The sequence below is a fragment of the Aeromonas sp. s10 genome (genome assembly GCF_040907975.1).
Taxonomy (GTDB): Bacteria; Pseudomonadota; Gammaproteobacteria; order Enterobacterales; family Aeromonadaceae; genus Aeromonas; species Aeromonas caviae.
The window spans coordinates 18,781-45,284 of sequence record NZ_JBFOCV010000035.1 but is presented as its reverse complement, the minus strand read 5'-3'; the positions used below and the strand labels follow the sequence as shown (position 1 = coordinate 45,284).

Here is a 26,504-nt window from a genome sequence, read left to right as displayed (position 1 = left end):
CTTACCTCTCAGGTTGACGTAATTCGGGCGGTACGTGCAGGGGGGCAAGGGGATTGGGTTTCCTGCCCTTGCCAGCCTCATAGGCCCGTAGCTGCAATACATGGTTCAATACATAGGCGACCGCGGTGTACAGACCCGCCGGCACTTCCTGATCCACCCGGGTGGAGTAGTAGATGGCCCGGGTCAGCTCGGGCAGGCTCATCACCCGCTTGTCATGGGCTTTGGCCACCTCGCGGATCCGCTCCGCCATGCCGTCCACCCCCTTGGCAATCACATAGGGGGCGTTGGCCCGCTCGGGATCGTACTTGATGGCCACCGCATAATGGGTCGGGTTCACTATGATGACATCGGCCTGGGGCACACGCTGTTCGATGCGGGCCCTGGCCAGCATCCCCTGCACCTGGCGGATCCTCGCCTTGATCTCCGGACGCCCCTCGCTGTTCTTGTGCTCGTCCTTGACCTCCTGCTTGGTCATCTTCAACTGCTTGTTCAAGGACCAGCGCTGGTAGGGCACATCCAGCACCGCGATGAGCATCTGCACACTGCCTAGCAAGATGAATGCCTGGGAGAGGATCCGCAGCGCCTGCTCCATGGCCGCCTGGGGAGGCATGCGGTTCATCATCATCAGGGTGGGCCACTGGTGCTGGAGCATCATGGCCAGGGTGCCGCCGATCAGCAGCACCTTGAGCAGGGATTTCAGGAGTTCCATCAGGCTGTGAGTGGAGAACATCCGCTTGAGCCCCTTGAGCGGATTGAGCTTCTCCCCGCTTGGCATCAGCTTCTTCCAGACCAGCACCATGCCGCCAGGCACGCTACTGAGCAGCACCAGCAGCAGGGCCAGCACGCCAAACAGAGGCAGCAGCACCCACAGCATCCCGATCAGGGCGTCCGCGGTCCACTGGATCATCATCTGGGGATCCCGTGCCCCCTGCCAGTTGAAACGCTGGGGCTGCTTCATCAGCTCGGCAAAGAAGAGCCCGAAACTCGGCACCATCCACTGCATGACCAGACCGCCGACGAGCAGCAGGCCGGCCGAGCTCAACTCCCTGGAGCGTGCAATCTGGCCCTCTTCCCGCGCCTTGCGCCGTTTCTGGGAGGAGGCCTCTTCGGTTTTGTCCTGGGCGCTGTGCTGGCTCATGTCGGCGTCAATGCCCTGAGCTGGGTCAGCACATAACCGACCAGATCCAGGTAGCGGGCCGGGACGCCGCTGATGGAGATGGCCATGGTGAGCAGCCCCAGCAGCAACGTCATGGGGAAGCCCAGAGAGAAGATGTTCAGGGAAGGGGCCGTGCGATTGAGCACCCCGAAGGTGAGGTTCACCATCAGCATGGCCACCACGGCAGGCAGGGTCAGGATGAGGGCAGCTCCGATGCTCCAGCCAAACAGGCCGATGACCCCCTTCAGATCGAGGACGTAGAGCGAGGTTCCCGGCGGCCAGGTGCGCAGGCTCTGCACCAGGACATCCAAAGTCACCAGATGGCCGTTCAGACCGAGGAACAACAGGGAGCAGAAGACCAGCATGATCTGGCTGACGATGGGCGCCGTGTCTCCGTTGGAAGGATCGTTCATCACCGCCATCCCCAACCCCATCTGCATGGAGAGGATCTGCCCCGCCATGGTCATCACCATGAACAGCATCTGTATGCAGAGCCCGAACAGCAGACCGAACAGCAACTGCTCCAGGGTCAGCACCATCATGCCGGCACTGAGGGGATCCAGCGCCGGCATGCCTTTCATCATGGGGGCGATCAGCAGACTGATGACGAAGGCCAGCAGGATGCGAACCTGTGCAGGCACCCGGCCGTCGCCGAATACCGGCATCACCCAGAAGGCGGCCGCAATGCGAATGAAGGGCCACCACCACTGTCCCAGCCAGGCGGTCAGCTCGGCCGCACTGAACGACAGCAGGGAGTTCATCCGATAAGCCCGGGGATCTTCTGGAACAGGTCGGCGAACAGGGTGGTGATCTGCGACAGCAGCCAGTTTCCCGTGAAGATGAGGGTCAGCAGGGTCACGATGAAACGGGGCAGGAAGCTCAGTGTCTGTTCCTGGATCTGGGTCGCCGCCTGGAAGATGCTGACCACCAGCCCGACGATGAGACCGGGCACGATCAGCACCGAGACCATGATGACCACCAGGTTCACGGCCCCGCCCACCAGGGCCACACTCTGCTCGGGGGTCACGTCAGCCTCCCCCGCCGAAACTGGCCGCCAGGGTACCGACCGTCATGGACCAGCCATCCACCAGCACGAAGACCATCAACTTGAATGGCAGCGAGATGATGAGAGGGGAGAGCATCATCATCCCCATGGCCATCAACACGCTGGCGACCACCAGATCGATGACCAGAAAGGGGATGAACAGCATGAAACCTATCTGGAAGGCGGTGTTCAGCTCGCTCAGCACGAAGGCCGGCAACAGCACGCCGAACGGCACCTCGCTCTTGGCGAGGGTGGTCGGCTCTCCGGAGATGCGCAGCATCTGCTCGAGATCCGGCTCCCGGGTCTGGGCCAGCATGAATTGGCGCAGCGGTTTTTCGGCGCGGGCCAGCCCCTCCGTCAGGGTGATCTCGTTCTGGTCGTATGGCACGAAGGCGTTCTGGTACATCTCGGTCCAGACCGGCCTCATGATCACCAGGGTCAGGATCAGGCTGATGCCGATCAGCACCCGGTTGGGTGGGCTCTGCTGCAATCCCAGGGCCTGACGCAGGATGGCCAGCACTATGATGATCCGGGTAAAACTGGTCATCATCAGCAGCAGGGTCGGCAGCAGACCCAGCAGGGTCATGAAGAAGAGGATCTGCAGCTTGACGCTGTAGTCCTCTCCCCCTGCTTCGCTCGGCGATACCGAGAACAGCGTCATGTCCGCGCCCCAGCTCGGCAACGCCAGCAGGAGCAGGGCAACCAGCAGATAACGCATCAGTCGTTCATGCCGCCCAGCAATTTGGTGTCCACGACGTCCACCAGCCGCAGCCCGTATTTGCCGTTGACCACCACCACCTCGCCCCTGGCCAGCAGGCGCCCGTTGACGCGGACATCCAGCGGCTCGCCCGCCAGCTTGTCCAGCTCGATGACGGCCCCCTCTTCCACCTTCATCAGCTCGCCCAGCGCCACCTCGGTGCTGGCCACTTCCAGCGTCACCTTGACCGGAATGTGGTGAAAGAAGGAGAGATCCCGCTGCTTGGTACTGCTGGTCGGCGCCATGTAGTCGGCCGCACTCGGCATGCTGATGTCGTCCCCAAACAGCTGATCCAGGCCATCCAGATCCAGCGGGTCATTCATGTTGTGCTCGTTCACGATTCGACTACTCCTCTACCACTGTTGCGACCTGGTACACCAGGCTGCCTTTATGTTCGGCAATGCGTCCATTGAAACAGGGGCGCTGGCCGATCAGGGCCGGCACCACCTCGGGTAAATCCAGCGAGAGCACATCTCCCACCTTGAGGCATTCGAGATCCGCCAGCGTCATGGACATCTGCCCCATGACTACCCGCAGCCGCACCGGCACCTGGATCAGCGCCTCTTCCAGTTGCGCCACCTGCACACGCTGACCTTCAGCGATACCGGGCGCCTCTTCGGGGGGCGCCAGCCAGAACTGCCAATCGTGCTGGCTGCCACCGGCCAGCATACTGGCCTGCGCCTTCCAGAGCGGGCCTGCGGGCAGGGCCTCCCGGGAGATCAGATTCAGCTGCCAGGAGAGGTCTCCCTGCCCCTGACAGGTCGACCAGATTTCCACCTGATACTGGCACAGCCGCAGCAGCAGTCGCTGTTCAGTGTCGGTCAATCCCCTGCCATGGGGTGCCGTGGCCCCCTTGTGTTGCAGAGTGCCGCCGAAAAACAGCACGGCAAGCCGATAGATGACCGCAGGAGAGATGGAGAAAAAGGCGACACGCTGGGCATCCAGAGGAGTACGGGCTTCGACCCAGACCTGATGATCATCCTCCTCTTGCGGCAACGCAGAAGAAAAGTCCTGGTAACCCAGATCGCATTCCGCCGCATTGAACAACTGGGCCATGCAGCCCGACGCCTGCTGGGAAAAGACGCTCAGTTGGGTGTTGAGTTGCCTGAGACGGGCCTGGTTGGCCCTCTCGACCCCCAGCAAGTCATATTGAGGCAGGGCTCTGCCCCGCTCGGCACAGATCAACCGGGAAGGGGTGTGCATTACGCCGCTTGATGACATTACAAATCCACCTTTGCCATTTTCATCTCGTCCTGCTGCATGGAGACATGCCGGCTCCATGATCGATACCGATAGCCCAGACGACACAGAGCGACCGAAAGGGGCGAGAACTTTATTACAAAACCCCAAAAGGCGCCACGCGACCGCGTGACCAGCCGAAAATAAAAATCCCGGCACCAAAAGGTGCCGGGATTTCGAGGTAATCACTTACCAGAAAGAGGTCGGAGTCGGCCTGTAAGCCGGGTTCTGTACCGGGTTGCCCCGGGTAGCAATCATTCCTCTAGGCCAGCAATCGCTCGCTGGCTCAAGCAACCTACCCGCCCCCAACGCGGGCCGCGCCAATAGGGGCCTATTTGGTCTTGCTTCGGGTGGAGTTTACCGTGCCACGAACTGTTGCCAGTCGCGCGGTGCGCTCTTACCGCACCCTTTCACCCTTACCTGATCCCTTGCGGGCCATCGGCGGTCTGCTCTCTGTTGCACTGGTCGTAGGCTCGCGCCCCCCAGGCGTTACCTGGCACCCTGCCCTGTGAAGCCCGGACTTTCCTCCCCTCCGCCCGTCTGTCCCGAGGGACACAACGACGAAGCAGCGATTGCCCAGCCAACTCCGAGGCGCGGATTATAGCCTCGCGAGACAGACGGGGTAAACCGTCAATTCCGGTTTACGGCAATTAATAGTGCTCGAGACCGTATTTGTAGAGGGCGTTCTTCTTCACCCCGTGGATCTCGGCGGTGAGGGCCGCAGCCTTCTTGAGGGGCAGCTCGCCGACCAGCAGGCCCAGGGTGCGGATCGCCTCCGCAGGCAACTCGTCATCCACCTTGCTGGCACCGGCGACCACCAGCACTATCTCCCCGCGGCAACGGTTATCGTCCTCTCCGAGCCAGGCCAGCATCTCGGAGGCGGGCAGACCGTGGATGGACTCGAAGGTCTTGGTCAGCTCGCGGCACACCACCACCTGGCGCTCGCCAAGGATGCGAGCAATGGCTTCCACCGTCTCCTGCACCCGGCGCGGCGATTCGTAGAACACCAGAGAGCGGGTGTCTTCGATGACGGCTTGCAGGCGATCATCCCGCCCCTTGGCCTTGGCCGGCAGGAAACCCTCGAAGGCGAAGCGGTCGGTGGGCAGCCCGGCGGCGGACAGCGCCGTGATGGCAGCGCAGGGACCGGGCAGCGGCACCACCTTGACCCCGGCTTCGCGACAACGGGTGACCAGGTGATAACCGGGGTCGCTGATGAGCGGCGTCCCCGCATCGGAGACCAGGGCCACGCTCTTGCCCTCCTTGATGCGGGCGATCAGCACATCCGCTTTTTGCTGCTCGTTGTGATCGTGCAGGGCAAAGGTCGGTACCGAGATCTGGTAGTGGTTGAGCAGGATCCCGGTATGCCGGGTATCCTCGGCGGCCACCAGATCGACGCTGCGCAGCACGTCCAGTGCTCGCTGGGTGATGTCGGCCAGATTGCCGATCGGAGTGGGGACTATATACAGGGTTGGGATGTCACTCATGGGAGCTCCGAGTGTCCCGACAATTGTGTCGCCATATTGGCCCGTTTACACTATGGAGAATTTCAACACTGGTCGGGGAATGAACTTGAACCGGGTTATAAAGCAGCTAAGTGTATCACGACTCTTCGGCATCCTACTCGCGGCAGTCCTGCTCGCCGCCTGTGCGTCGGAGCCCAATCAATCTTCCGGACAACCCGGCATGCCGTCAGCCTTCTCGGATCTGACCAAGAATGCCCAGTGGTATCTGGAGCAGGTGGATCCCGCCAAACCGGCAGAGGCCTTCGTGTGGCAGATGATGGCGGCGCGCAGCTATCTGGCGCTCGGCCAGGCCAAACCGGCTGCCGCTCTGTATCAGCAGTTGCAGAAGCAGGCGAAGAGCCCGGTGCAGCAGGCGCAGTTGCAACTGCTGCAGGCACACCTGCTGCTCGCCCAGGGCAACGCCAACCAGGCGCTGATCCTGCTGGAAGGCAAGCCGGATGTGGTGCTGGATGCCGATACCCAGAAGGACTGGTACCGCCAGCGCGTGGTGCTGCAGCTCGACATCAACAACAAGTTTGGTGCGGCCAAGTCGCTGATCCTGCTGGAACCTTATCTGGCCAAGAATGAGCTGGCCACCAATCACCAGCAGATCTGGTCACTGCTGAAAAGCATGACCCCCTCCACCCTGCAGGCGCTCGAAGAGGAGCCAGCTCCCGATGTCACCACCGGCTGGCTGCGACTGGCGGCGCTGGTGAACGAGTTCGGGGCACAGCCGAGCCAGCTGGCCCGCCAGCTTGCCGGCTGGAAGCAGAGCTTCCCTAACCACCCTGCCCAGAGCGACATGCCGGCCGGCCTTGGGGATCTCGCTATCACGGACAACGGTTCGCTGCAGCAGATCGCCGTCTTCCTGCCGCTCTCCGGCAACCTGGAAGCCCAGGGGGCCGCCATCCGCAACGGCATGCTGATGTCCTACAAGGAAAATCAGAGCCAGTTCACCCTGAACTTCTACGATACCCAGGGCAAGGCGATGGGGGATCTCTACAAGCAGGCGATTCAGGAAGGGGCCAACATGATCATCGGCCCCCTGCTCAAGGATCAGGTGGAGGAGCTGCTCAAGTCGAATCCGACCGTGCCGGTGCTGGCGCTCAACGAGCTGGACAAGCCGATCGTCAACGACAACACCTTCTATTTCTCGCTCTCCGCCGCTGCCGATGCGAGCCAGGCGGCCCAGTACCTCTATGGTCAGGGCTATCGCAAGCCGCTGCTGATCGCGGCACAAGGCCGGATTGGCTACAGCAGTATCAAGGCGTTTGAGCAGGCCTGGGCCGGCGTCAGCCAGGAGAAGCCCGTGGTTGCCACCTTCGGGGCACGCAACGAAGTGCAGGGCATGGTCAAGAACGCTCTGAGCGGCCGTTCCACCGCACGAGCCGGGGAGATTGTCCAGCTGTCCGATGCCACGCCGCGCAGCATCGACGCCGTCTATGTGGTGGCCAACAGCCTGGAGACCCGGATGATCAAGCCCTATGTGGACATCTCGGTCAACCCCATGGGCAGCCTGCCCATCTACAGCAGCTCTCGGGGATACGACGGCGGGACGACCGAGGTGGCATCCGAGCTCAACGGCATGCATATCTCCGACATGCCACTGCTGCTGGGTGGCTTCGAGACGCAGCGTGAACAGATTGCCCTGCTCTGGCCCCAGACCCAGGGCGACCTGCTGCGCTTGTTCGCCCTCGGCTACGATGCCGTCAGCCTGGCAGGCAACCTGCCGCAAATGCGCAAGGTCAATGCCATGCAGCAACCCGGCATGAGTGGCCAGCTGAGCGTGGATCCCCAGGGCAACATAGTGCGCATGCTGGACTGGGCCACCTACCAGAATGGCAAGCTGGTCAGCGACAGCGCCGCCCCCCAGCTGGAGGATGCGACTCATGAAGAGGCTACTGACACAACTTCACCAGCAGTGGTTGAACCTGTTGCCGTCGGCAGCGACGAGCAAGGGACAACACTTTGAACAAATAGCGGAGCGCTGGTTGCAGGCCCGCGGCCTGCAACCCGTGACCCGCAACTACCGCTGTCGTGGCGGCGAGATCGATCTCATCATGCGCCAGGGGGAGACCCTGGTGTTCGTTGAAGTGAGATATCGTGCCCACGCCACCCATGGCGGTGCAGCCAGCTCGGTCACCCGGCGCAAGCAGCACAAGATCGTGCTGGCCGCGCGCCACTATTTCAAGCAACATGCCATCAATGAGGCCAACCAGGCCTGTCGATTCGATGTGATCGCGTTCGAGGGCGACCAGCCGGACTGGATCCAGAACGCGTTTTAAGAGGACCCCATGACTGATCCCATCAAAGAGAATTACACCGAAAGCATCCAGACCAAGATAGCTGCCGCCGAAGCACTGCCGGATGCCATCCATACGGCAGCCCAGATGCTGACCATCTGCCTGCTCAATGGCCACAAGGTGATGGCATGTGGCAATGGTCCCTCCTCGGCATTGGCACAGCTGTTCATTTCCGAACTGGTGAACTGCTATGAAACTCCTCGCCCCTCCCTGCCCGGTCTCGCCCTGACGCCCGACATGGCGACCATCAGCGCCATCGCCACGGATCACGGTTTCGAAGAGGTCTATGCCAAGCAGATCCGAGCTCTGGGACAACCAGGCGACATTCTGGTGGTCATCACCACGACAGGCAACAGCCGCAGCCTGATCAAGGCTGCGGAGGCCGCCCTCTCCCGCGACATGACCATCATTGTTCTCGGTGGCGGAGACGGGGGAGAGATCGCCGGTCTGCTGGGCCCCAATGACGTGGAGATCCGCGTTCCTTCCGCTCGCCGTCCTCGTATTCTGGAAGTGAACCTGTTGACCCTGCACTGTCTCTGTGATCTCATCGACCAGACACTTTTCCCGCAACAGGAAGACTGAAACCATGAAGAAGCCTATTCTCGCTCTTGCCCTGCTGACCGGCGTCCTGCTGCTGCAAGGCTGTGCTGCCGTGGTGGTCGGTGGCGCGGCTGGCACCGCCAAGGCGAGCGGCGATCGCCGCACCCTGGGTGCCCAGTGGGACGATCAGACCATAGAGCTGAAAGCCGCCAACCTGTTGGCCGACAACAAGCCCCTGAGCGCCGCCAGCAAGATCAGTGTCTACAGCAACAACGGCCGTGTGCTGCTGGTGGGTCAGACACCCTCTGACGCTTACAAACAGGAAGCGGGCAGAATCGTGAGCCGGATTGAAGGGGTTCGCCATGTCTACAACGAGCTGCGCCTTGGCAAACCAGTCAGTATCGGCGTGCGCAGCAATGACACCTGGATCACCTCCAAGGTGCGGGCCGACATGCTGGGCACCAAGAACTTCGACAGCGCCAAGGTGAAGGTTGTCACCGAGAATGGCGAGGTATTTCTCATTGGGTTGGTCACCCGCCAGGAAGGGGATCAGGCCGTGGAAATCGCCCGCCACGTCAGCGGCGTTAAACAGGTGATCAAAGCCTTCGAGTTTGCCCAGAATTGACCATCTGGCAGGATGAAAAAACGCAGCCTTCAGGCTGCGTTTTTTTATTTGATGACTTTCAGGGTCGGGCGACCGCTCGGGCGCGGTGGTTCCGGCTCGGGGTCAACCGACGTTGGTGTCTGTGCCTGTTCCAGCCAGAGGTCATACCCGGGCTCCGGCGGGAACAGGGTCCCTACTCCGTTCTCCCTGGCATGGATGGCCAGTACGGCCGCCATGGGAATATAGACCTGCTGCGATACGCCACCGAAACGGGCGCTGAAGCTGACAGCGTCATTGTCCATGTGGAACTGGCCCACGGCCCGGGGGGCGATGTTCAGAACAATCTGGCCATCCTGCACGAACTGCATCGGTACCATCACATGGGGAATGTTGGCATTGACCACCAGATGGGGTGTCAGATCGTTATCCAGCAACCAGTCAAAAAACGCCCGCAGCAGATACGGGCGACTGGGTGTCATTGTCGGTTCCATGCTCATACGCCGGCACGGATCTCGCGCTCGGCCTCGGTCAGGGAAGCCTGGAAGGATTCACGCTCGAACAGGCGTACCATGTAAGCCTTCAGCTCTTTGGCGCCACGGCCGGTGAAATCGATGCCCAGGCTCGGCAGACGCCACAGCAACGGCGCCATGTAGCAGTCGACCAGACCGAACTCTTCGCTCATGAAGTAGGGCATCTCGCCGAAGATGGGGGCGATGGCCAGCAGGTTGTCGCGCAACTCGGCACGGGCGGCTTCGGTATCTGTGCCCGCCATGATCTTGTCGGCCAGAGAGTACCAGTCCAGCTCGATGCGGTGCATCATCAAACGGCTGTTGCCGCGCGCGACCGGATAAACCGGCATCAGGGGCGGATGCGGGAAACGCTCGTCCAGATACTCCATGATGATGCGCGAGGTGTACAACGCCAGCTCGCGATCCACCAGAGTCGGTACAGTGTTGTACGGGTTCAGCTCGGCCAGCTCATCCGGCAGGTTGGCAGGATCAACCTGGCAGATATCCACGCTAACACCCTTCTCCGCCAGGACAATACGCACCTGATGGCTGAACATATCGTTGGCACCGGAAAACAGCGTCATTACCGAACGCTTATTGGCAGCTACAGCCATTGAACCCTCCCGTCATTAAAAAGCAGAAACGGCAATGAAGCATGTCTGTCTTCATTGCCGTGCGTCATATTACTCCGATCTGGTCGCTTAGTGAACGTCGCGCCAGAATTCCTTCTTCAACAGCACAGTGAAGATGAAGAAGATAGCGATGAATCCGAGTACCCAGAAGCCCATGCGTTCGCGCTCCTGCTGCACCGGCTCAGCCGAGTAGACCAAGAAGTTTACCAGATCCAGTACCGTCTGATCATATTCTTCGTTGTTCATTTCACCGTTGCCGTCAGATTTGATGCTGACGACTTGCTGCATCTCCACGCCATCCAGGGTGTGCGTCTTGAACTCGGCGCGGGGCGTCCCCTGCAACGGCTCCAGCACATGGGGCATACCCACGGACGGGAAGACGGCGTTGTTCACCCCGAATGGACGGGTTTCGTCCACATAGAAGGAACGCAGATAGGTGTAGATCCAGTCTGCACCACGCACCCGGGCAACCAGGGTCAGGTCGGGGGGCGGCGCGCCGAACCAGCGAGCAGCATCCTTCTCGGACATGGCGCTCTTCATCAGATCGCCGATCTTGGCGCCGGTGAAGACCAGGTTCTCCTTCATCAGATCGTCCGGAATGCCAATGTCGGCCGCCACCCGGTTATAACGCTGGTACTGGGTGGAGTGACAGCCGGCACAGTAGTTCATGAAGGTGGCGGCCCCCCGTTGCAGGGATGCCTTGTCACTCAGATCGTACTCCGCCTTGTCGAGAGGGAAGCCACCGCCAGAGGCCAACACCAGACCAGGCAGCAGGGCCAGCACTGCAAAAATTATTCTTTTCATTTGAATGTCACCCTCTCCGGCAGCGGCTTGGTGTTCTCATTCTTGCTGTAGAAGAACAACAGGACGAAGAATCCGAAATAACCCAGAGTACAGAGTTGTGCAATCAGCGTCAGGGTCGGGGTTGATGGCAGCACGCCCAGCACCCCCAGGATAATGAAGCAGACCACGAACTGGGCGATGTTCAGCTTGTGCAGGGTGCTGCGGTAACGCACCGAGCGCACCTTGCAGCGATCCAGCCAGGGCAACAGGAACAGCACCACGATGGAGAGGCCCATCATGATGACCCCCAGGAGCTTGTCCGGCACCGCACGCAGGATGGCGTAGAAGGGGGTGAAGTACCAGACCGGAGCGATATGCGCCGGTGTCTTCAGGCCGTTGGCCACCTCAAAGTTCGGTTTCTCGAGGAAATAGCCCCACATATCCGGCTTGAAGAAGATGATGGCACAGAAGAAGAACAGGAAACCGGCTACCCCGATCATGTCCTTCACGGTGAAGTAGGGGTGGAACGCGACCGCATCCAGTGGCCAGCCGTTCTCGTCCTTGTGCTTCTTGATGTCGATGCCATCGGGGTTGTTGGAGCCCACCTCGTGCAGCGCCAGGATATGCATGGCCACCAGCATCACCAGCACCAGCGGCAGAGCGATGACGTGCAGCGCAAAGAAGCGGTTCAGGGTCGCACCCGAGATGACATAATCCCCCCGGATCCACAGGGTCAGATCGTCACCGATAACGGGGATGGCACCGAACAGCGAGATGATGACCTGGGCCCCCCAGAACGACATCTGCCCCCAGGGCAGCAGGTAACCCATGAAGGCCTCGGCCATCAGCACCAGGAAGATCAGCATGCCGAAGATCCACAGCAGTTCCCGCGGCTTCTGGTAAGAGCCGTAGATCATGCCGCGGAACATGTGCAGGTAGACCACGATGAAGAAGGCGGATGCCCCGGTTGAGTGCATGTAACGCAGCAGCCAGCCGTAATCCACATCCCGCATGATGTATTCCACGGAAGCGAAGGCACCTTCCGCCGAAGGGTTGTAGTTCATGGTCAGCCAGATGCCGGTGATGATCTGGTTGACCAGCACCAACATGGCAAGCGAGCCGAAGAAGTACCAGAAGTTCAGGTTCTTGGGCGCCGGATACTTGGCCATATGGTCGTTGTACATGGCCGTGAGCGGGAAACGATCATCGATCCAGCCCATGAGTTTGGCAAACATGGTCAGGCCTCCTTGCCATCGGCACCGACCAGAATGGTGGTGTCGCTAAGAAATTGGTATGGCGGAATGACCAGGTTCAGCGGTGCGGGGACGCCCTGGAACACTCGACCAGCCATGTCGAATTTAGAGCCATGGCAGGGGCAGAAGAAGCCGGAAGTTACCCCTTGGACCTGCTCGCCGAAGCTGTCGGGCAGATAGGACGGGGAGCATCCCAGATGAGTGCAGATGCCAACGGCCACGAAGATTTCCGGTTTGATGGATCTGTAGCCATTGTGGGCATAGTCCGGCTGCTGTGGCTCGTCTGACGCAGGATCCCGCAGCTTGTCATCGTGTGCAGCCAGAGCATCCAGCGTCTGTTTGGTGCGCTTCACCACCCAGACCGGTTTGCCACGCCACTCGACGCGGATCAGCTGACCCGGCTCCAGCTTGCTGATATCCACTTCAACCGGGGCCCCTGCCGCCTTGGCTTTGGCACTCGGATTCCATGACTTAATAAACGGCACTGCGGTAAAAGCAGCTCCTACACCGCCAACGGCAACCGTTGACCAGGTAAGAAATCTGCGGCGACCGGTATCAACTGGCGCATTGCTCATCCAAAAACTCTCCCATGTGGACTCCGCTCATTCTTATAGTGTCCCTGTTTACTTCTCCTCTCCCTCTGACAACTGCGATGGAAGCGGAGTGGCAATTGACACAGAAAGACCATGGAAATTTTAAAGAAAAGATAACAATTTGACAAGAAAGGGAGTCGATGGGCAAAAACAATAAATACACAATTTTTTGTCTTTTGTGACGTATGCTTAGCATTGCCACATGTAACATTACCAATAAAAAAAGCCTGGCAAATTGCCAGGCTTTTTTGACACTCCTGAGAGTGCGTACCAAAAGCGAATTAACGCTTGGAGTACTGCGGACGCTTACGCGCTTTGTGCAGACCGACTTTCTTACGCTCAACCTTACGGGCATCACGAGTAACAAAGCCAGCTTTACGCAGTTCGGAACGCAGGGTCTCGTCGTACTGCATCAGAGCACGAGTGATACCGTGGCGGATCGCACCAGCTTGACCGGAGATGCCACCACCGTTAACGGTGATGTACAGATCCAGTTTCTCGGTCATCTCGACCAGTTCCAGCGGCTGACGAACTACCATGCGGGCAGTCGGACGGCCGAAGTATTGCTCCAGGGAGCGCTGGTTGATTACGATTTTACCGCTACCCGCTTTGATGAATACGCGAGCAGTGGAGCTTTTGCGACGGCCGGTACCGTAGTATTGATTTTCTGCCATGTTGCCAGTTCCCGTTAGATATCCAGTACTTGAGGTTGCTGAGCAGCATGAGCGTGCTCTGCGCCTGCGTAAACTTTCAGCTTACGGAACATGGCACGGCCCAGCGGCCCCTTCGGCAGCATGCCCTTGACGGCAGCTTCGATTACCATTTCCGGCTTACGCTGAATCAGCTTGTCGAAGCTGATGGACTTGATACCACCCGGGAAACCGGAGTGAGCGTGGTACATTTTGTCGGTAAATTTCTTACCGGTTACGTGTACCTTCTCAGCGTTTACAACGATGATGTAGTCACCGGTGTCAACGTGCGGAGTGTACTCGGCTTTGTGCTTACCACGCAGACGAGCAGCGATCTCGGTTGCGATACGACCCAGAGTTTTACCTTCTGCGTCCACAATGTACCAGTCACGTTTTACGGTTTCTGGCTTGGCAACGAAAGTTTTCATTAAGTTAAACCCAATTACCTGTTACAGACCCAATTGCTTATGGGGGCTCTCCCACAAACAACAAACGATGGCCTACCTGTACCCCTTCGAATACAAGTAAAGCTTAAAGTGTTGCTGTCTTATCGACAGCTGTAACGTGGGCCGGGCGATTATAAGTGAAGTTGCCTTAAATATCACCTGCTAATTTCACTGCCATGAAGCTAGCAAATGTCGCCCGGCCCTACCTGCCGCAGATGCCCATCCGACTGGCAGGCGCGGTATTGTGACTAAGGAAGGTGCACTCTGGCAAGGTATTCGTGCGATTGCATCTCCTGAAGCCGTGAAAGGCAACGCTTGAATTCGAAATTCAGCAAGCCTTCGCCATAGAGCCCGGTCATGGGGACCGCCGCCGATATGATGAGCTTGACGTGCCGCTCATAAAACTCGTCCACCATGGCGATGAAGCGGCGGGCCGCGTCATCCGTGCCGCTTCCCATGGGTTGCACATTGGCCAGCAGGACGGTGTGGAACTCACGGGCCAGTTCGATGTAGTCGCCCTGGGACCGTGGAGTACAGCACAGCTGTTCAAACTCCATATAAAGCACCCCTTCCCCCACGCCCATTGCACTCAGTTGGCGATGGTTGACTTCCAGTGCGGCGGCAGTCACCGCCCCAGTCCCGGTCAACTGGCTGAAATAACGATCCAGGTTGCTCCTGGCCTGCTCATCCAGCGGGAAGTGATAGATCTCTGCCTGTTCCAGGGTTCGCAGCCGGTAATCGACACCGCCATCGACATTGATCACCTCGCAGTGACGCTCGATAAGCGCGATAGCAGGCAGGAAGCGAGCACGCTGCAACCCGTTGCGGTAGAGATCCTGAGGGGGGATGTTGGATGTGGCCACCAGCACTACGCCATGGCCAAAGAGTTCCTGGAACAGAGTGCCGAGCAGCATGGCATCCGTGATATCCGAGACGAAAAACTCGTCGAAACAGATGACGTCGGTCTCGTCGGTCAGCTTGCGGGCGATCAGCTTGAGCGGATCGGACTGACCGGTCAGCCCTCTGAGCTCGTCGTGCACACGGTGCATGAAACGGTGGAAGTGGATGCGCAGTTTGCGCTCCCCCGGCAGGCTCTCAAAAAAAGTATCCATCAGCCAGGTCTTGCCTCTGCCCACACCGCCCCACATATATAACCCCTGGACGGGGTCACGGGTTTTCGGCTTTTGCAGCCAACCCAGCAGGCCACGGGATCTGGTCGGAGTCGGGCTTGCGCACAGATCCTGATAGAGTCGCTCCAGGCGGGCGACTGCCATGGCCTGGGCCGGATCGGCCACAAAGCCGGGGCGCTGCAAATCCTGCTGATATTTTTGCTGCGGGGTCATCCTGTAAACCGCCTCCAAGTCCCTGAATGAGGGACAAAATGGTATCACGCTCTCGGGGGGCACGGTATAGTGCCAACGAGGCGTTGCGGTCCATCCGACCGCTTCAAATTCATCGTGTTAGCTGTAACAAGGAGCTTCTATGACTCTGTTTAACGGGATCCTGCTGGCGATCGCCGCCCTGATCATCGGCGTGCTGATCGGCCGCTTCTCTGTCCGTAGCCGGGATGCCGGACGCCTGGAACAGGAGCTGAAAAAAGCCCACAAGGAGCTGGAAAGCTACCAGGGGCAGATCACCACCCACTTCGCCGACAGCGCAGCCCTGATGGAGCAACTGGCCGAACAGTACCAGACCCTTTATCGCCATATGGCGGAACAGAGCAAGTTCCTGGCCAAGGTACAGGAACCACTGTTCCGCGAACCCGAAGTGGAAGAAACAGGCGATGCCGCCAACAGCGAGGAGCCGGGCCTTCCTCCCCGCGATTACGCCGGTGCGTCCGGCCTGCTCAAGCAGCCGGGCTGATCGTCGGTTGAACTAATTACGCTTTATCGTGGTCAGACCTTGACGATTGCACTGCAACTTTTTCTGGGAGCTGTTTCTCATATGCGTAAATCTCTTTCTGTATTCAGTGTCTTAGCCCTCAGTGTCGGTATCGCCATGTCCTCAGCACCGGCGCAGGCCGCACTGCCCCTGATGGCGAACAACCAGGAGATGCCGAGCCTGGCCCCCGTCCTCGAGCAGGTGACCCCTGCCGTGGTCAACATCTCCGTCTCTGGCAAGAAGATCACCCGCCAGCGCCTGCCGGAACAATTCCGCTTCTTCTTCGGCCCCAACATGCCTGACGAGCAGGTGAGCGAGCAGCCCTTCCAGGCGCTTGGTTCCGGCGTCATCATCGATGCCAAGAAAGGCTACGTGATCACCAACGCCCACGTGGTCCACGAGGCGGACGAAATCAAGGTCAACCTGAAGGATGGCCGTGAGTATGCAGCCAAGAAAATAGGGGAAGACAAACAGTCGGATATCGCCCTGCTGCAAATCAAGGCCGAGGATCTGGTGCAGATCAAGTTCGCCGACTCCGACGAGCTGAGAGTCGGTGACTACGCGCTGGCCATCGGCAACCCGTTCGGCCTGGGCCAGACCGTCACCTCCGGCATTGTCAGCGCCCTGGGTCGCAGCGGCCTCAACATCGAAAATCTGGAGAACTTCATCCAGACCGATGCGGCCATCAACTCCGGCAACTCGGGCGGCGCCCTGCTCAACCTGCGCGGGGAGCTGATCGGCATCAACACCGCCATCCTGGGCCCCAACGGCGGCAACATCGGCATCGGCTTTGCCATCCCGTCCAACATGGTGCGCGATCTCTCCGAGCAGATCGTGAAATACGGCGAAGTGCGCCGTGGCCAGCTGGGGATTACCGGCACCGAGCTCACCAGCGAAATCGCCAAGACCTTCGGCTACAACAAGAAGGACGGTGCCTTCGTCAACCAGGTCATGCCTGACTCCGCCGCCGCCAAGGCAGGCATCAAGGCAGGTGACATCATCATCAGCATCGATGGCAAGCCCATCCGCTCCTTCGGCGAGCTGCGTGCCAAAATCGCCACCATGGGGGCCGACAAGCAGGTCTCGCTCGGCCTCATCCGTGACGGCAAGGAGCAGACCGTCAAGGTCACCCTGAAGAAAGCGGATGACAGCGAGATCCTGGCCAGCGCCCTGCATCCGGCACTGGAAGGAGCCAAGCTGAGCACCACCACGGACCCCGTGACCGGCGTGGCCGTCTCCGACATAGATCCCCGCTCACCGGCAGCCGCCTCCGGCCTGCAGAAAGGCGACATCATCATCGGAGTCAACCGCCAGCGCATCAACTCCATGGGTGAACTGACCAAGGTGTTGAAAAACAAGCCGGAAGTCCTGGCGCTGAACATCCAGCGCGGCGACTCCTCCCTCTATTTGGTGATCCGTTAAGCCCCTCACACCCGCGGCAACCGCCGCGGGTGATTTTTATCCATCGATAATGTTATTCTCTGCCCGCAGCCTGTACGGACGAGAATGACATGAAAATCCCACCACTGATCAGCTACTTGGGCAAGTCCGTCGGCTTTGGCCTCGCCATGGCTGCGCTTTTGTTGCTGGTGTTCCCCAATTTTCGCGGCGGCGCCCCCCTGCCGGGCCTCATCACCAATGCCCGCGAGCTGAGCTTCTCCTACGCAGCCCATCGTGCCGGCCCTGCCGTCGTCAACATCTACACCCGCAGCTTCGCCGGCAATCGCGGTGAAAAAGCCGAACTCAGACCCCAGGGGCTGGGGTCCGGCGTCATCATGAACCAGCGCGGTCACGTGCTCACCAACTATCACGTCATCGCCGATGCGGACCAGATCATCGTCGCCCTGCAAGATGGTCGGGTATTCAGTGCAGAGCTGGTCGGCACCGACAAACTGACCGATCTGGCGGTGCTCTACATCGAATCGGACAACCTGCCGGTGATCCCGCAGGACCCGGATCGTCTGCCGGACGTGGGAGACGTGGTGCTCGCCATCGGCAACCCCTACAACGTCGGCCAGACCATCACCCAGGGCATCATCAGCGCCACCGGGCGTATCGGCCTCTCCAGCATGGGGCCGGACAGCAACGGCCGGCAGGATCTGCTGCAAACCGATGCCGCCATCAACGAGGGCAACTCCGGCGGCGCCCTGGTCAATGGCCGTGGCGATCTGGTGGGTATCAATACCGCCGCCTACCACCTCAACGGCAATCAGGAGAGCTATGGCATCAGTTTTGCCATCCCCTACAAGCTGGCCAAGCGCATCATGGACGAGCTGATCGCCAACGGCCGGGTCATCCGCGGCTACCTCGGCATCTCCAGCGTCGAGATCAATCCCATCGTCGCGCGCATGCTGAACCTGGGGGACTTGCAGGGGTTGGTGGTGGAGAGCCTGGATCCCAATGGCCCAGCCACCAAGGCCGGTCTCAAACGTGGGGATGTGCTGCTCAAGATCAACGGAGAGGCCATCACCGGCGTGCGTCCCGTCATGGACAAGATCGTCGAGAGCCGCCCCGGCACCAAGCTCACCATCTCGGTGATCCGCAACGGCAAGCCGCTGGACGTCGATGTCATCATCGAAGAGGACCTGCGCTACCAGAATCAGACCCTGCCGACCAGCAGTGCGGCACCCGCCACCTGAGAGGCGGATCCTCGCAGGGCCCGACAGGGCCCTTTTTCGTGCCCGCTTTCCTCCGGCCCCGCTTGTGCGTGAGACAGCTCACACATTGCGCCAATGAGCAATCGGGCGAAGACGCCGTCAAAACGCGCCACCGATCACACTCCCTTGCCGCCAGTCCGCTCCTTTCCTCTTCTTGATCGCCAAAAGGGCTTCTTTTGATGCCTTTTCCTCCGGATTTCCACTTCGAATCGGAAAAAACCTGCCTCCTCCCGCACTCTCCTCCGCTTTATGGTGATCCCATCCTTTCTGCCAGCCTGGAGAGCAGACCTTGAACACCGACACCCATGACGCCCCCCTGACCCCGGACAGCCCGGCACTGCTGCGCAAGACCGACCTGACCCTGGCCCGCATTCACAACCTGCTGGCGGATCAGGGCATACGCCCCAACGACGTGCAGCAACAGATGCTGGCCTCCCACGTCAAGGCCATGGTGTGGCGTTCCTACAGCGGGGAATCCCTGCCGGAGGTCGACCTCAGCCTGTTCGAGGAGATCTCCCCCCTCTCCCTGCGCCTGGCCGAACAGGTCGTCGCCTGGCTCGACCGCCTCGCCTACGAGGAGGCGCACCTCTTGTCCGTCCATTTTGAAGTGGCCAAAGAAAACGAACTCAGCTCAGTAAAAGGAGAAAGCTAAATGACTGCCATCAAACTCGTGATTGGAGATCGTCTCGGCAAGGGTCAGAAAGTGGGGGCGGGCGCAGAAGCCGCCGGCGCCACCGTGACCGTCATCCCCGGCATGGCCGCCGACATGAAACTCGGTGATGTGATGAACAAGGAGCAGGCCGACCTTGGCATCTCCTTCTGCGGCAGCGGTGGCGCGGGCGCCATCACGGCCCAGACCAAGTACGGCTACAAGTGCCGCTACGGCATGCGATCCATCGAAGAGGGTGTCACCGCCATCAACGAGGGGTGCGTGGTACTGGGCTTCGGCTTCATGGACAAGGAAGAGCTGGGCCAGAAGCTGATCGAAGCCTTCGCCAAGAAACACGGACGCGCCTGATGAAAGAGCACTTCACCACCCGGATCACGGTCAACGGCAAGGGGGCGACTCGCCAGCAGGCGTTCGCCGCCGCCCTCAGCCAGGTGCAACCCAGCCTGCTCAAGGAGAGCCCCAAGGTGATGCTGCGCATCGAACCCCTCGAGGTCGAGGTGCTCGAGGCCGAGGAGTCGGTACGGGTGGAGAAGTTCCTGTTCTTCTTCCTGCCACGCCAGCGCCACGAGTTCCGGGTCCGGCTGGCGATCACCGTCAAGGTCACCAGCCTGGATGTCGACAAGGTGGATTTCACCCGGGCCTGACCCCACAACCAAAAGGACAAGTTGGATGTTTCTAATCATTTTGATGAAGTCACTCATCATCGGCGGCCTGGTAGGCGTCGGGGTGGGGGCTGGCGCGGCGCGGATGTTCCACGCCCCGACCGTGCAGGGGATGGGCGCGTTCCGTACCCTGGGCGAGCTCAACTCCTGCGAAGGGGACCCCGCCTCCCACTTCTCGTTCGGTCTGGGCTTCTTCTTCAACGCCTGGGCCTCCACGGTCGCGGCCGGCGCCTTCACTCAGGACGTGGATCACCGCATCCTGCCGAACTGGGGTGCAGCGGCCCTGATGATCAAGAACCGGGATCTCGCCACCACCCTCCATGACCCGAAGAAGATGGCCATCGCCTGCGGCATCATAGGTGCCATCGTGGTCGCCTTCCTCAACAGCACGGCCGCCGCCGTACCTGCCGCCCTGCAGGTGACCGCGGTCAAGGTGCTGGTGCCCGCCGCCAACCTGCTGGTCAACACCGTCATGCCGGTGATCTTCTGGCTGGCCGCCATCGAGGCAGGCAAGAAGTCCGGCTTCTGGGCCACCATCTTCGGCGGTCTGGCCCAGCTCATCATGGGCAACGCGGTACCGGGCTTGGTGCTTGGCATCCTGATCGGCAAGGGGGTGGAGGAGAGCGGCTGGAACCACGTCACCAAGGTGATGATGAGTGCCATCGTCCTGCTGTTCGTGCTGAGCGGCTTCTTCCGCGGCTTTGACATGAAACTCATTGAATCCTTCCACCTGGGCGTTCCCCTGTGGCTGGAAAACGTCCACAACCTCATGAGCGGCAAATAAGGAAGCACACCATGGATGAGAAACTGAGAAACAACTTCTGGTATGCCGACTGGTCCTTCCCCATCTTTGTCGGTCTGCTCTCTTCCGGCGTCTTCGCCGGTACCCACATGTTCTACCTCTACGGGGTCGGCGCCTTCAACGAGGTGGCCTTCGTTGCCATGCTCAAGGCCGGTATGGACACGGGGGCCTATGGTGCAGTCGCCGCCTTCGGTGCCAGCTTCCTGTTCGCCCGCATCATCGAGGGCTCCCTGGTGGGGATCCTCGACATCGGCGGCGCCATCCAGACCGGAGTCGGCCTCGGGGTGCCCGCCCTGCTGCTGGGGGCCGGCATCGTCTATCCGGTGGAAAACTTCACCGCTTCCCTGATCACCGGCATGGGGATTGGGATGGCCATCGGCTACGTGATCATCCTGGCGCGCAAGTTCACCATCAACCAGAGCAACTCCACCTATGGCGCAGACGTCATGATGGGGGCTGGCAACAGCTCGGGCCGCTTCCTCGGTCCCCTCATCATCCTCTCCGCCATGGGCGCCTCCATTCCCATCGGGATAGGCTCCCTGCTGGGTGCACTGCTGTTCTACATCTGGGAAAAGCCCATCACGGGCGGCGCCATTCTGGGGGCCATGCTGTTCGGGACCTTCTTCCCCATCGCCCTGGCTTAATCCAAAGCCGTCTCTTGGGGGGCATTCAAGAACCTGTTTGCGCTCTGTCGCGAGAGGTCGTCAGCAAGGTGAAGAGCAACAGATGAGCCTTGGAAGCGGCCTCGCAGTAAGAGCACAAGCAGGTTCCAAGAGGGATATCAGCATGTACGACATGATCATCAGGGCGGGACGCCTGGGAAACGGGCAGCTTGTCGACGTCGCCATCAAGCATGGCAAGATAGCGGCGCTGGGTTCGCTGCCAGAGAGCACGGAGGCGAAGCAAACCCTCACTCTGGGCGGGCAGGTCCATGTGAGCGCCGGCTGGATCGACGGCCACACACACTGCTACCCCGCCTCTCCCATCTATCACGATGAGCCGGACAAGGTGGGCGTGGAATCCGGCGTCACCACCGTCATCGACGCCGGCAGCACCGGAGCCGACGATGTGGACGACTTCCAGCGCATAGCCGCCACCTGCAAGACCCGGGTGCATGCCCTGCTCAACATCTCCCGCATCGGTCTGCTGCGCCAGAACGAGCTGGCGGATCCGGCAGACATCGATCCCGCCCTCGCCCAGGCGGCCATCCGGCGCCATCCCGGCTTCATCGTCGGCATCAAGGCGCGCATGAGCGGCAGCGTGGTGGGTGAAAGCGGTCTGCAACCCCTGCGCATGGCCAAGCAGATCCAACAGGCCAATGGCAGCCTGCCACTGATGGTGCACGTGGGCAACACGCCGCCGGATCTGGACGAGATCGTCGCCCTGCTGGGGGAGGGCGATCTGCTGACCCACTGCTTCAACGGCAAGCCCAACCGCATCCTGACCCCGGCGGGTGAACTGCGCCAGGCGGTGCGCGAGGCGATGCGGCGGGGACTCTTGCTCGACATCGGCCATGGCGGTGCCAGCTTCAGCTTCGAGGTGGCGGAGCTGGCCATTGCCCAGGGCATCCTGCCCCACACCATCAGCTCAGACATCTACTGCAAGAACCGCATCAAGGGGCCCGTCTACAGCCTTGCCCACGTGATGTCGAAGTTCTTCGCCATCGGCATGACCCTGGAGCAGGTGCTCGCCTGCGTCACTCACCAGGCCGCCGATGCCCTGCGCCTGCCCGGCAAGGGACGACTCGAGGTGGGCGCCGATGCAGACATCACCCTGTTCGAGGTGAGCTGCGGCCCCACTCTCTTTACCGATACCGAGGCCGGCACCCGCAACGGTGATCGGCAACTGCTCCCTCTCGCCGCCCTGGTGGGCGGCGCACTGGTTCTGACTCACTACGGGAAATCACACCATGCCTTCTGTGTATGAGAAATACCGGCTCAAACCGGTGATCAACGCCTCCGGGCGCATGACCATTCTCGGCGTCTCCACCCCCGAGCAGGAGGTGGTCGACGCGGTCAACTTCGGCCTCGGCCACTACTTCGAGGTGAAGGATCTGGTCAACAAGACCGGCGCCTACCTGGCCGAACTGCTGGGTGTTGAAGATGCGATGGTGGTCTCCTGCGCCAGCGCCGGCATCGCCCAGTCGGTGGCCGCCGTGATCGTGCGCGGCGACCCCTATCGCCTCGAGCAGTTGCATGCTCATGCCCACGACGTGCCGAGCGACATCGTGCTGCCCAAGGGCCACAACGTGAACTTTGGTGCCCCCGTCGGCACCATGGTCAACCTGGGGGGCGGCAGGGTGGTGGAGGCAGGCTACGCCAACGAGTGCTCACCCGCCCAGCTGGCCGCCGCCATCAATGCCAATACCGCCGCCATCCTCTACATCAAGTCCCACCACTGCGTGCAGAAGAGCATTCTGTCGGTGGCCGAGGCGGCCGAGGTGGCCAAGGCCCACGGGCTCCCGCTCATCGTCGATGCGGCGGCTGAGGAGGATCTGCGTCTCTACTACAACCAGGGGGCTGATCTGGTCATCTACAGCGGCGCCAAGGCCATCGAAGGGCCCACCAGCGGCCTGGTGCTCGGCAGGCGTCAGTATGTGGAGTGGGTCAAGCAGCAGGCTGGCGGCATAGGCCGTGCCATGAAGGTGGGCAAGGAGGGGATCCTCGGCCTGACCCACGCCATCGAGCGCTACCTGGCCAAAGAGAAGGAGAGCGGCGCCGCCATGGTCGCCAAGATGACCCCCTTCATCGAGCGCCTCAACCAGCTGCCCGGCGTCACCGCCAAGGTGGTGTGGGACAGCGCGGGGCGCGACATCGCCCGCACCGACATCGCCTTCGACCACCAGCAGATCCGCATGACCACGGTGGAAGTGGTCTCCCGTCTGCAACAGGGTACCCCCGCCATCTACTGCCGCGGCTACAAGGCCAACGAGGGGCACATCGAGATAGACGTGCGCAGCGTCAGCCAGCCCCAGCTCGACCAGATCCACTCCGCCATTGCCCACCTCGTTCAGGAGAACAACTGATGTCTCTTACCCCCAATTACTACAGCGATCGGGTCTGCCTCAACGTGCTGGCAGGTTCCAAAGAGAATGCCGTCGACATTTATGAGGCTGCCGAGGGCCACGTCCTGGTCGGTGTGCTCTCCAAGAACTACCCGGACATTCCCTCTGCCGTCGCCGACATGGAGGCCTACGCCAAGCTTATCGACAACGCCCTCTCCATCGGGCTGGGAGCAGGTGATCCGCGCCAGTCCGCCATGGTGGCCGAGCTGGCCCGCCAGTTGCAGCCCCAGCACGTCAATCAGGTGTTCACCGGGGTCGGGGCCAGCCGGGCGCTGCTCGGTCAAGCTGACACCCTCGTCAATGGCCTTGTCTCCCCCACCGGCACCCCCGGCATGGTGAAGATCTCCACCGGCCCCCTCAGCGCGCAGCAGGCTGACGGCATCGTCCCCATCGATACCGCCATTGCCCTGCTCAAGGACATGGGGGGCAGCTCGGTCAAATTCTTCCCCATGGGGGGACTCGCCTGCCGCGCCGAGTATCAGGCAGTGGCCGAGGCCTGTGCCCGCCACGGCTTCTGGCTGGAGCCCACCGGCGGTATCGATCTTGAGAACTTCGAGGAGATACTGCGGATCGCGCTGGAGGCAGGAGTCGAGAAGGTGATCCCCCATGTCTACAGCTCCATCATCGACAGCGAGAGCGGCCAGACCCGGCCGGAGGATGTGCGTACCCTCCTCGCCATGGTGAAGGCACTGCTGGCATAGCAACCCCACAGGCACCGGTCCGATCACTGGGCGGTGCCTGGCTTGTTAATGACCCCCTTGTTAACATCGACCCACCATGCGCGACAGGAGTCCCCACCCCCTCATGACCAAGCTGCCCCACCCCAGACTCCAGCAACTGCTCGCCCTGCTTCACGCGGAGCCCCTGCCACAGGAGGAGCTGGCCCGCCGTCTCAATGTTTCCACCCGCACGGTGCGTACCGACGTGGCGACCCTGAACGAGCTCATCGCCACCCGGGGCGCCCACCTGATCCATCAGCGGGGCAGCGGTTACCAGCTCAAGATCTACAATCAGGGACTGTTCGATGCGCTGCTGGCCGCCCAGGGGCAGGAGAGTCCCCTGCCTCGCACCAGCCGCGAGCGGGTGCTGCACCTCCAGGTCTTGCTGCTGACGGCGGAACAGGGGATCAAGCTCGACGAGCTGGCGGACACCTGGTATCTGAGCCGGGCGGCTTTGCAAGGGGACATGACGGAGGTGCGGGAGCGGCTCGCCCACTTCGGGCTCACCATCGACAGCAAACCCAGAGTGGGGATGCGCATTGCGGGAAGCGAGATGGCGATCCGCGCCTGCCTCACCCAACTGCTCTGCCAGGAGCTGCTGCACCAGCATCCGCTCCAGAGCCTGTTGCCCACCCTCTGCCCCAGCAAGACGCTGGAGGTAGTGGGCAACCACATTCACGAGCAACTCGGTCGCCATCAGCTACGCCTGGCCGACGAGAGCCTGCAGCAAGTCACCGTCTACTGTGCCGTCGCCCTGCTTCGCCAGGCGTCTGGCCACGAGTTGCGCCAGTTTGCCAGCGACGACATCACCCCGCCCCTGGCAGTGGTGGCCCGCGACATCTATGCCGAGCTGCCGACCCTGACTTCACCGGGGCAGGAAGAGATCGCCTGTCTCGCCATCCAGATCCAGGCTCGCCTCACTGCAGAGACGCCCCTGCTCAGCCCGGCCATGGCGGCCGAGAGCGAGCAGCTGACTGCGCACCTGCTGGGTTACATCCACCAGCACTACCCCTATGACCTGCGCGGCGACCCGCAATTGCGAGCCGACCTGCAGACCCACATCGGCGCCATGCTGCTGCGGGTCAAATACCAGATTGGCAGCCACAATCCCCTGGCGGACCACATCAAGCAGTATTACCCCCTCGCCTACGACATCACCCTGGCGGCCATCTCTGAGTGGATCAGGCAGACCCCCTACCGGTTGACCCACCACGAGATCGGCTACCTGGTGATCCACATCGGGGTCGGACTGGAGCGTCACTACGACATCGGTTACACCCGGCGCCCCCAGGCGCTGCTGCTGTGCGATGCGGGCAACGCCACCTTCCGGGTGCTGGAAGCACGCATCCGGCGGGAATACCCCCAACTGCAGCTGACCACGCTGGAGTCGGTGCGGGACTATGAGGGACTGGTGCGAGTCGAGCAGGATTTCGTCATCAGCACCCTCAAGGTGAGCGAGAAGAATGCTCCCGTGGTACAGGTCTCCCCCTTCCCGACCCAATACCAGCTGGAGCAGCTCGGCAAGCTGGTGCTCGTCGATCGCACCCGTCCCTATCTGCTCGACAAGTATTTCGATGCCGACCACTTCATGGTGCTTGATGAACCCATCAGCCAGGGGGTGCTGTTTGATCGCATCTGCAGCCAGCTTGAGGCGGAGGATCTGGTGGAGAGCGGATTCCGGGGATCCTTGCAGGAGCGGGAGCGAATCGTCTCAACCATGCTGGGGGACGGCATCGCTCTGCCCCACTCCCTCGGCCTGCTGGCGCGCCGCACCCTGGTCTATACCGTGCTGGCCCCCCAGGGGATCGACTGGGGCAACGGCGAGAGCGCTACCCTCATCTTCGTGCTGGCCATCGCCAAGGCGGATTATGAGGAAGCCATGGGACTTTATGATCTGTTTCTGGCACTGATGAACGAAAAAGCCAGCAGAAGTCTGCTGGCTTGTCGGGATTTTGCCGCTTTCAAGGCGCTGGCTCGCAGCGCACCTTGAGCACGCCG

General features: G+C 61.0%; 31 protein-coding genes and 1 other RNA gene. 16 read left to right on the top strand and 16 right to left on the bottom strand.

The features are described 5' to 3' along the window. Position 1: 1 nt before the first annotated feature. From flhB to rsmI, 8 genes are all read right to left on the bottom strand, one after another. Positions 2–1,138: a flagellar biosynthesis protein FlhB gene (gene flhB, locus AB5Y59_RS11540; protein ID WP_041214022.1), complete on the bottom strand. Its 1,137-nt coding sequence runs from the start codon at positions 1,136–1,138 to the stop codon at positions 2–4. Continuing rightward, positions 1,135–1,917, bottom strand: coding sequence for a lateral flagellar biosynthetic protein LfiR (lfiR, locus tag AB5Y59_RS11535; protein WP_104452187.1), 783 nt, complete (start codon positions 1,915–1,917; stop codon positions 1,135–1,137). Before lfiR ends, flhB begins: the two co-directional genes overlap by 4 nt. Next, positions 1,914–2,183 carry a flagellar biosynthesis protein FliQ gene (gene fliQ / locus AB5Y59_RS11530; protein ID WP_041211832.1) on the bottom strand — a complete coding sequence of 90 codons (270 nt, stop codon included), beginning with the start codon at positions 2,181–2,183 and terminating at the stop codon, positions 1,914–1,916. Before fliQ ends, lfiR begins: the two co-directional genes overlap by 4 nt. A 1-nt stretch (position 2,184) precedes the next feature. Continuing rightward, the gene (gene fliP, locus AB5Y59_RS11525; protein ID WP_041211833.1) at positions 2,185–2,919 is read right to left on the bottom strand and encodes a flagellar type III secretion system pore protein FliP; all 735 of its coding nucleotides are present in this window, start codon (positions 2,917–2,919) and stop codon (positions 2,185–2,187) included. Then, the gene (gene lfiN / locus AB5Y59_RS11520) at positions 2,919–3,296 is read right to left on the bottom strand and encodes a lateral flagellar motor switch protein LfiN (protein ID WP_041211834.1); all 378 of its coding nucleotides are present in this window, start codon (positions 3,294–3,296) and stop codon (positions 2,919–2,921) included. Before lfiN ends, fliP begins: the two co-directional genes overlap by 1 nt. 7 nt (positions 3,297–3,303) lie before the next feature. After that, on the bottom strand, positions 3,304–4,179 hold the full coding sequence (gene lfiM / locus AB5Y59_RS11515; protein ID WP_180344885.1) for a lateral flagellar motor switch protein LfiM: 876 nt from the start codon (positions 4,177–4,179) through the stop codon (positions 3,304–3,306). A gap of 219 nt (positions 4,180–4,398) precedes the next feature. Beyond that, positions 4,399–4,785: RNase P RNA component class A (gene rnpB, locus AB5Y59_RS11510), an RNA gene on the bottom strand. A 62-nt stretch (positions 4,786–4,847) separates the two neighbouring features. Then, the gene (gene rsmI / locus AB5Y59_RS11505; protein WP_201888087.1) at positions 4,848–5,681 is read right to left on the bottom strand and encodes a 16S rRNA (cytidine(1402)-2'-O)-methyltransferase; all 834 of its coding nucleotides are present in this window, start codon (positions 5,679–5,681) and stop codon (positions 4,848–4,850) included. 199 nt (positions 5,682–5,880) lie between these two features. Between rsmI and AB5Y59_RS11500 the strand changes: the two genes are divergently transcribed. Genes AB5Y59_RS11500 through dolP form a run of 4 tightly spaced genes read left to right on the top strand, consistent with a single transcriptional unit; the run spans position 5,881 to position 9,167 of the window. Beyond that, positions 5,881–7,671 carry a penicillin-binding protein activator gene (locus AB5Y59_RS11500; RefSeq protein WP_319921790.1) on the top strand — a complete coding sequence of 597 codons (1,791 nt, stop codon included), beginning with the start codon at positions 5,881–5,883 and terminating at the stop codon, positions 7,669–7,671. Then, a complete protein-coding gene (locus tag AB5Y59_RS11495) occupies positions 7,589–7,984 on the top strand; it encodes a YraN family protein (RefSeq protein ID WP_049637187.1) in 396 nt (131 codons plus the stop codon). The genes AB5Y59_RS11500 and AB5Y59_RS11495 overlap by 83 nt, the downstream gene beginning before the upstream one ends. 9 nt (positions 7,985–7,993) lie before the next feature. Then, positions 7,994–8,584, top strand: a complete 591-nt coding sequence (locus AB5Y59_RS11490) for an SIS domain-containing protein (RefSeq protein ID WP_010675848.1) — start codon at positions 7,994–7,996, stop codon at positions 8,582–8,584. 4 nt (positions 8,585–8,588) lie between these two features. Beyond that, positions 8,589–9,167 carry a division/outer membrane stress-associated lipid-binding lipoprotein gene (gene dolP / locus AB5Y59_RS11485; protein ID WP_010675849.1) on the top strand — a complete coding sequence of 193 codons (579 nt, stop codon included), beginning with the start codon at positions 8,589–8,591 and terminating at the stop codon, positions 9,165–9,167. Positions 9,168–9,211: 44 nt separating this feature from the next. Here the strand turns inward: dolP and AB5Y59_RS11480 are convergent, their stop codons facing one another. From AB5Y59_RS11480 to zapE, 8 genes are all read right to left on the bottom strand, one after another. Further along, positions 9,212–9,643, bottom strand: a complete 432-nt coding sequence (locus tag AB5Y59_RS11480; RefSeq protein ID WP_029314842.1) for a ClpXP protease specificity-enhancing factor — start codon at positions 9,641–9,643, stop codon at positions 9,212–9,214. Then, positions 9,640–10,269, bottom strand: coding sequence for a stringent starvation protein SspA (gene sspA / locus AB5Y59_RS11475; RefSeq protein ID WP_039040485.1), 630 nt, complete (start codon positions 10,267–10,269; stop codon positions 9,640–9,642). The genes AB5Y59_RS11480 and sspA overlap by 4 nt, the downstream gene beginning before the upstream one ends. 87 nt (positions 10,270–10,356) lie before the next feature. After that, positions 10,357–11,091: a cytochrome c1 gene (locus tag AB5Y59_RS11470; protein ID WP_104454878.1), complete on the bottom strand. Its 735-nt coding sequence runs from the start codon at positions 11,089–11,091 to the stop codon at positions 10,357–10,359. Next, the gene (locus AB5Y59_RS11465; protein ID WP_010675853.1) at positions 11,088–12,305 is read right to left on the bottom strand and encodes a cytochrome bc complex cytochrome b subunit; all 1,218 of its coding nucleotides are present in this window, start codon (positions 12,303–12,305) and stop codon (positions 11,088–11,090) included. Before AB5Y59_RS11465 ends, AB5Y59_RS11470 begins: the two co-directional genes overlap by 4 nt. 2 nt (positions 12,306–12,307) lie before the next feature. Beyond that, the gene (petA, locus tag AB5Y59_RS11460; RefSeq protein ID WP_010675854.1) at positions 12,308–12,898 is read right to left on the bottom strand and encodes a ubiquinol-cytochrome c reductase iron-sulfur subunit; all 591 of its coding nucleotides are present in this window, start codon (positions 12,896–12,898) and stop codon (positions 12,308–12,310) included. 299 nt (positions 12,899–13,197) lie between these two features. Continuing rightward, on the bottom strand, positions 13,198–13,590 hold the full coding sequence (gene rpsI / locus AB5Y59_RS11455; RefSeq protein WP_005336286.1) for a 30S ribosomal protein S9: 393 nt from the start codon (positions 13,588–13,590) through the stop codon (positions 13,198–13,200). A gap of 14 nt (positions 13,591–13,604) precedes the next feature. Then, complete coding sequence (gene rplM / locus AB5Y59_RS11450; protein WP_005336289.1) at positions 13,605–14,033, bottom strand: 50S ribosomal protein L13; 429 nt, start codon at positions 14,031–14,033, stop codon at positions 13,605–13,607. A 266-nt stretch (positions 14,034–14,299) separates the two neighbouring features. After that, the gene (gene zapE, locus AB5Y59_RS11445; RefSeq protein ID WP_139737881.1) at positions 14,300–15,394 is read right to left on the bottom strand and encodes a cell division protein ZapE; all 1,095 of its coding nucleotides are present in this window, start codon (positions 15,392–15,394) and stop codon (positions 14,300–14,302) included. A gap of 139 nt (positions 15,395–15,533) precedes the next feature. Here zapE and AB5Y59_RS11440 point away from each other — a divergent pair, with 139 nt between their 5' ends. The 12 genes from AB5Y59_RS11440 to AB5Y59_RS11385 all read left to right on the top strand — a co-directional run bounded on the left by AB5Y59_RS11440 (position 15,534) and on the right by AB5Y59_RS11385 (position 26,496). Continuing rightward, positions 15,534–15,914 (top strand): YhcB family protein, encoded by a 381-nt coding sequence (locus AB5Y59_RS11440; protein WP_010675856.1) that lies wholly within the window; start codon positions 15,534–15,536, stop codon positions 15,912–15,914. Positions 15,915–15,995: 81 nt separating this feature from the next. Further along, a complete protein-coding gene (locus tag AB5Y59_RS11435; protein ID WP_042015057.1) occupies positions 15,996–17,354 on the top strand; it encodes a Do family serine endopeptidase in 1,359 nt (452 codons plus the stop codon). Positions 17,355–17,443: 89 nt separating this feature from the next. Further along, on the top strand, positions 17,444–18,571 hold the full coding sequence (gene degS / locus AB5Y59_RS11430) for an outer membrane-stress sensor serine endopeptidase DegS (protein ID WP_010675858.1): 1,128 nt from the start codon (positions 17,444–17,446) through the stop codon (positions 18,569–18,571). 307 nt (positions 18,572–18,878) lie between these two features. Beyond that, positions 18,879–19,241, top strand: coding sequence for a transcriptional regulator (locus AB5Y59_RS11425; RefSeq protein WP_010675859.1), 363 nt, complete (start codon positions 18,879–18,881; stop codon positions 19,239–19,241). Next, positions 19,242–19,607: an SFCGS family glycine-rich protein gene (locus AB5Y59_RS11420; RefSeq protein ID WP_010675860.1), complete on the top strand. Its 366-nt coding sequence runs from the start codon at positions 19,242–19,244 to the stop codon at positions 19,605–19,607. Next, positions 19,607–19,903 carry a DUF4312 family protein gene (locus AB5Y59_RS11415; RefSeq protein ID WP_041211841.1) on the top strand — a complete coding sequence of 99 codons (297 nt, stop codon included), beginning with the start codon at positions 19,607–19,609 and terminating at the stop codon, positions 19,901–19,903. Before AB5Y59_RS11420 ends, AB5Y59_RS11415 begins: the two co-directional genes overlap by 1 nt. Positions 19,904–19,928: 25 nt before the next feature. Continuing rightward, positions 19,929–20,705, top strand: coding sequence for a DUF4311 domain-containing protein (locus tag AB5Y59_RS11410; protein WP_010675862.1), 777 nt, complete (start codon positions 19,929–19,931; stop codon positions 20,703–20,705). 11 nt (positions 20,706–20,716) lie between these two features. Further along, complete coding sequence (locus AB5Y59_RS11405) at positions 20,717–21,367, top strand: DUF4310 family protein (RefSeq protein WP_041211843.1); 651 nt, start codon at positions 20,717–20,719, stop codon at positions 21,365–21,367. A 142-nt stretch (positions 21,368–21,509) separates the two neighbouring features. Beyond that, the gene (locus AB5Y59_RS11400; RefSeq protein WP_368212003.1) at positions 21,510–22,649 is read left to right on the top strand and encodes an amidohydrolase/deacetylase family metallohydrolase; all 1,140 of its coding nucleotides are present in this window, start codon (positions 21,510–21,512) and stop codon (positions 22,647–22,649) included. Continuing rightward, positions 22,633–23,748, top strand: a complete 1,116-nt coding sequence (locus AB5Y59_RS11395) for a DgaE family pyridoxal phosphate-dependent ammonia lyase (RefSeq protein WP_368212002.1) — start codon at positions 22,633–22,635, stop codon at positions 23,746–23,748. Before AB5Y59_RS11400 ends, AB5Y59_RS11395 begins: the two co-directional genes overlap by 17 nt. After that, positions 23,748–24,488, top strand: a complete 741-nt coding sequence (locus AB5Y59_RS11390; RefSeq protein ID WP_368212001.1) for a KDGP aldolase family protein — start codon at positions 23,748–23,750, stop codon at positions 24,486–24,488. The genes AB5Y59_RS11395 and AB5Y59_RS11390 overlap by 1 nt, the downstream gene beginning before the upstream one ends. Before the next feature lie 103 nt (positions 24,489–24,591). After that, positions 24,592–26,496: a transcription antiterminator gene (locus AB5Y59_RS11385; RefSeq protein WP_368212000.1), complete on the top strand. Its 1,905-nt coding sequence runs from the start codon at positions 24,592–24,594 to the stop codon at positions 26,494–26,496. The last annotated feature ends 8 nt before the right edge of the window (positions 26,497–26,504 follow it).

Bases quoted from the DNA above. Each gene is read 5' to 3' on its own strand.
- AB5Y59_RS11480 (WP_029314842.1), bottom strand. From the start codon at position 9,643: ATGAGCATGGAACCGACAATGACACCCAGTCGCCCGTATCTGCTGCGG.
- rplM (WP_005336289.1), bottom strand. From the start codon at position 14,033: ATGAAAACTTTCGTTGCCAAGCCAGAAACCGTAAAACGTGACTGGTAC.
- AB5Y59_RS11495 (WP_049637187.1), top strand. From the start codon at position 7,589: ATGAAGAGGCTACTGACACAACTTCACCAGCAGTGGTTGAACCTGTTG.
- AB5Y59_RS11405 (WP_041211843.1), top strand. From the start codon at position 20,717: ATGGATGAGAAACTGAGAAACAACTTCTGGTATGCCGACTGGTCCTTC.
- lfiM (WP_180344885.1), bottom strand. From the start codon at position 4,179: ATGTCATCAAGCGGCGTAATGCACACCCCTTCCCGGTTGATCTGTGCC.
- sspA (WP_039040485.1), bottom strand. From the start codon at position 10,269: ATGGCTGTAGCTGCCAATAAGCGTTCGGTAATGACGCTGTTTTCCGGT.
- dolP (WP_010675849.1), top strand. From the start codon at position 8,589: ATGAAGAAGCCTATTCTCGCTCTTGCCCTGCTGACCGGCGTCCTGCTG.
- degS (WP_010675858.1), top strand. From the start codon at position 17,444: ATGAAAATCCCACCACTGATCAGCTACTTGGGCAAGTCCGTCGGCTTT.
- AB5Y59_RS11490 (WP_010675848.1), top strand. From the start codon at position 7,994: ATGACTGATCCCATCAAAGAGAATTACACCGAAAGCATCCAGACCAAG.
- petA (WP_010675854.1), bottom strand. From the start codon at position 12,898: ATGAGCAATGCGCCAGTTGATACCGGTCGCCGCAGATTTCTTACCTGG.
- rpsI (WP_005336286.1), bottom strand. From the start codon at position 13,590: ATGGCAGAAAATCAATACTACGGTACCGGCCGTCGCAAAAGCTCCACT.
- flhB (WP_041214022.1), bottom strand. From the start codon at position 1,138: ATGAGCCAGCACAGCGCCCAGGACAAAACCGAAGAGGCCTCCTCCCAG.
- AB5Y59_RS11415 (WP_041211841.1), top strand. From the start codon at position 19,607: ATGAAAGAGCACTTCACCACCCGGATCACGGTCAACGGCAAGGGGGCG.
- AB5Y59_RS11385 (WP_368212000.1), top strand. From the start codon at position 24,592: ATGACCAAGCTGCCCCACCCCAGACTCCAGCAACTGCTCGCCCTGCTT.
- AB5Y59_RS11395 (WP_368212002.1), top strand. From the start codon at position 22,633: ATGCCTTCTGTGTATGAGAAATACCGGCTCAAACCGGTGATCAACGCC.
- AB5Y59_RS11390 (WP_368212001.1), top strand. From the start codon at position 23,748: ATGTCTCTTACCCCCAATTACTACAGCGATCGGGTCTGCCTCAACGTG.
- AB5Y59_RS11440 (WP_010675856.1), top strand. From the start codon at position 15,534: ATGACTCTGTTTAACGGGATCCTGCTGGCGATCGCCGCCCTGATCATC.
- AB5Y59_RS11500 (WP_319921790.1), top strand. From the start codon at position 5,881: ATGCCGTCAGCCTTCTCGGATCTGACCAAGAATGCCCAGTGGTATCTG.
- AB5Y59_RS11400 (WP_368212003.1), top strand. From the start codon at position 21,510: ATGTACGACATGATCATCAGGGCGGGACGCCTGGGAAACGGGCAGCTT.
- AB5Y59_RS11465 (WP_010675853.1), bottom strand. From the start codon at position 12,305: ATGTTTGCCAAACTCATGGGCTGGATCGATGATCGTTTCCCGCTCACG.
- zapE (WP_139737881.1), bottom strand. From the start codon at position 15,394: ATGACCCCGCAGCAAAAATATCAGCAGGATTTGCAGCGCCCCGGCTTT.
- rsmI (WP_201888087.1), bottom strand. From the start codon at position 5,681: ATGAGTGACATCCCAACCCTGTATATAGTCCCCACTCCGATCGGCAAT.
- lfiR (WP_104452187.1), bottom strand. From the start codon at position 1,917: ATGAACTCCCTGCTGTCGTTCAGTGCGGCCGAGCTGACCGCCTGGCTG.
- AB5Y59_RS11470 (WP_104454878.1), bottom strand. From the start codon at position 11,091: ATGAAAAGAATAATTTTTGCAGTGCTGGCCCTGCTGCCTGGTCTGGTG.
- fliP (WP_041211833.1), bottom strand. From the start codon at position 2,919: ATGCGTTATCTGCTGGTTGCCCTGCTCCTGCTGGCGTTGCCGAGCTGG.
- AB5Y59_RS11435 (WP_042015057.1), top strand. From the start codon at position 15,996: ATGCGTAAATCTCTTTCTGTATTCAGTGTCTTAGCCCTCAGTGTCGGT.
- AB5Y59_RS11420 (WP_010675860.1), top strand. From the start codon at position 19,242: ATGACTGCCATCAAACTCGTGATTGGAGATCGTCTCGGCAAGGGTCAG.
- AB5Y59_RS11410 (WP_010675862.1), top strand. From the start codon at position 19,929: ATGTTTCTAATCATTTTGATGAAGTCACTCATCATCGGCGGCCTGGTA.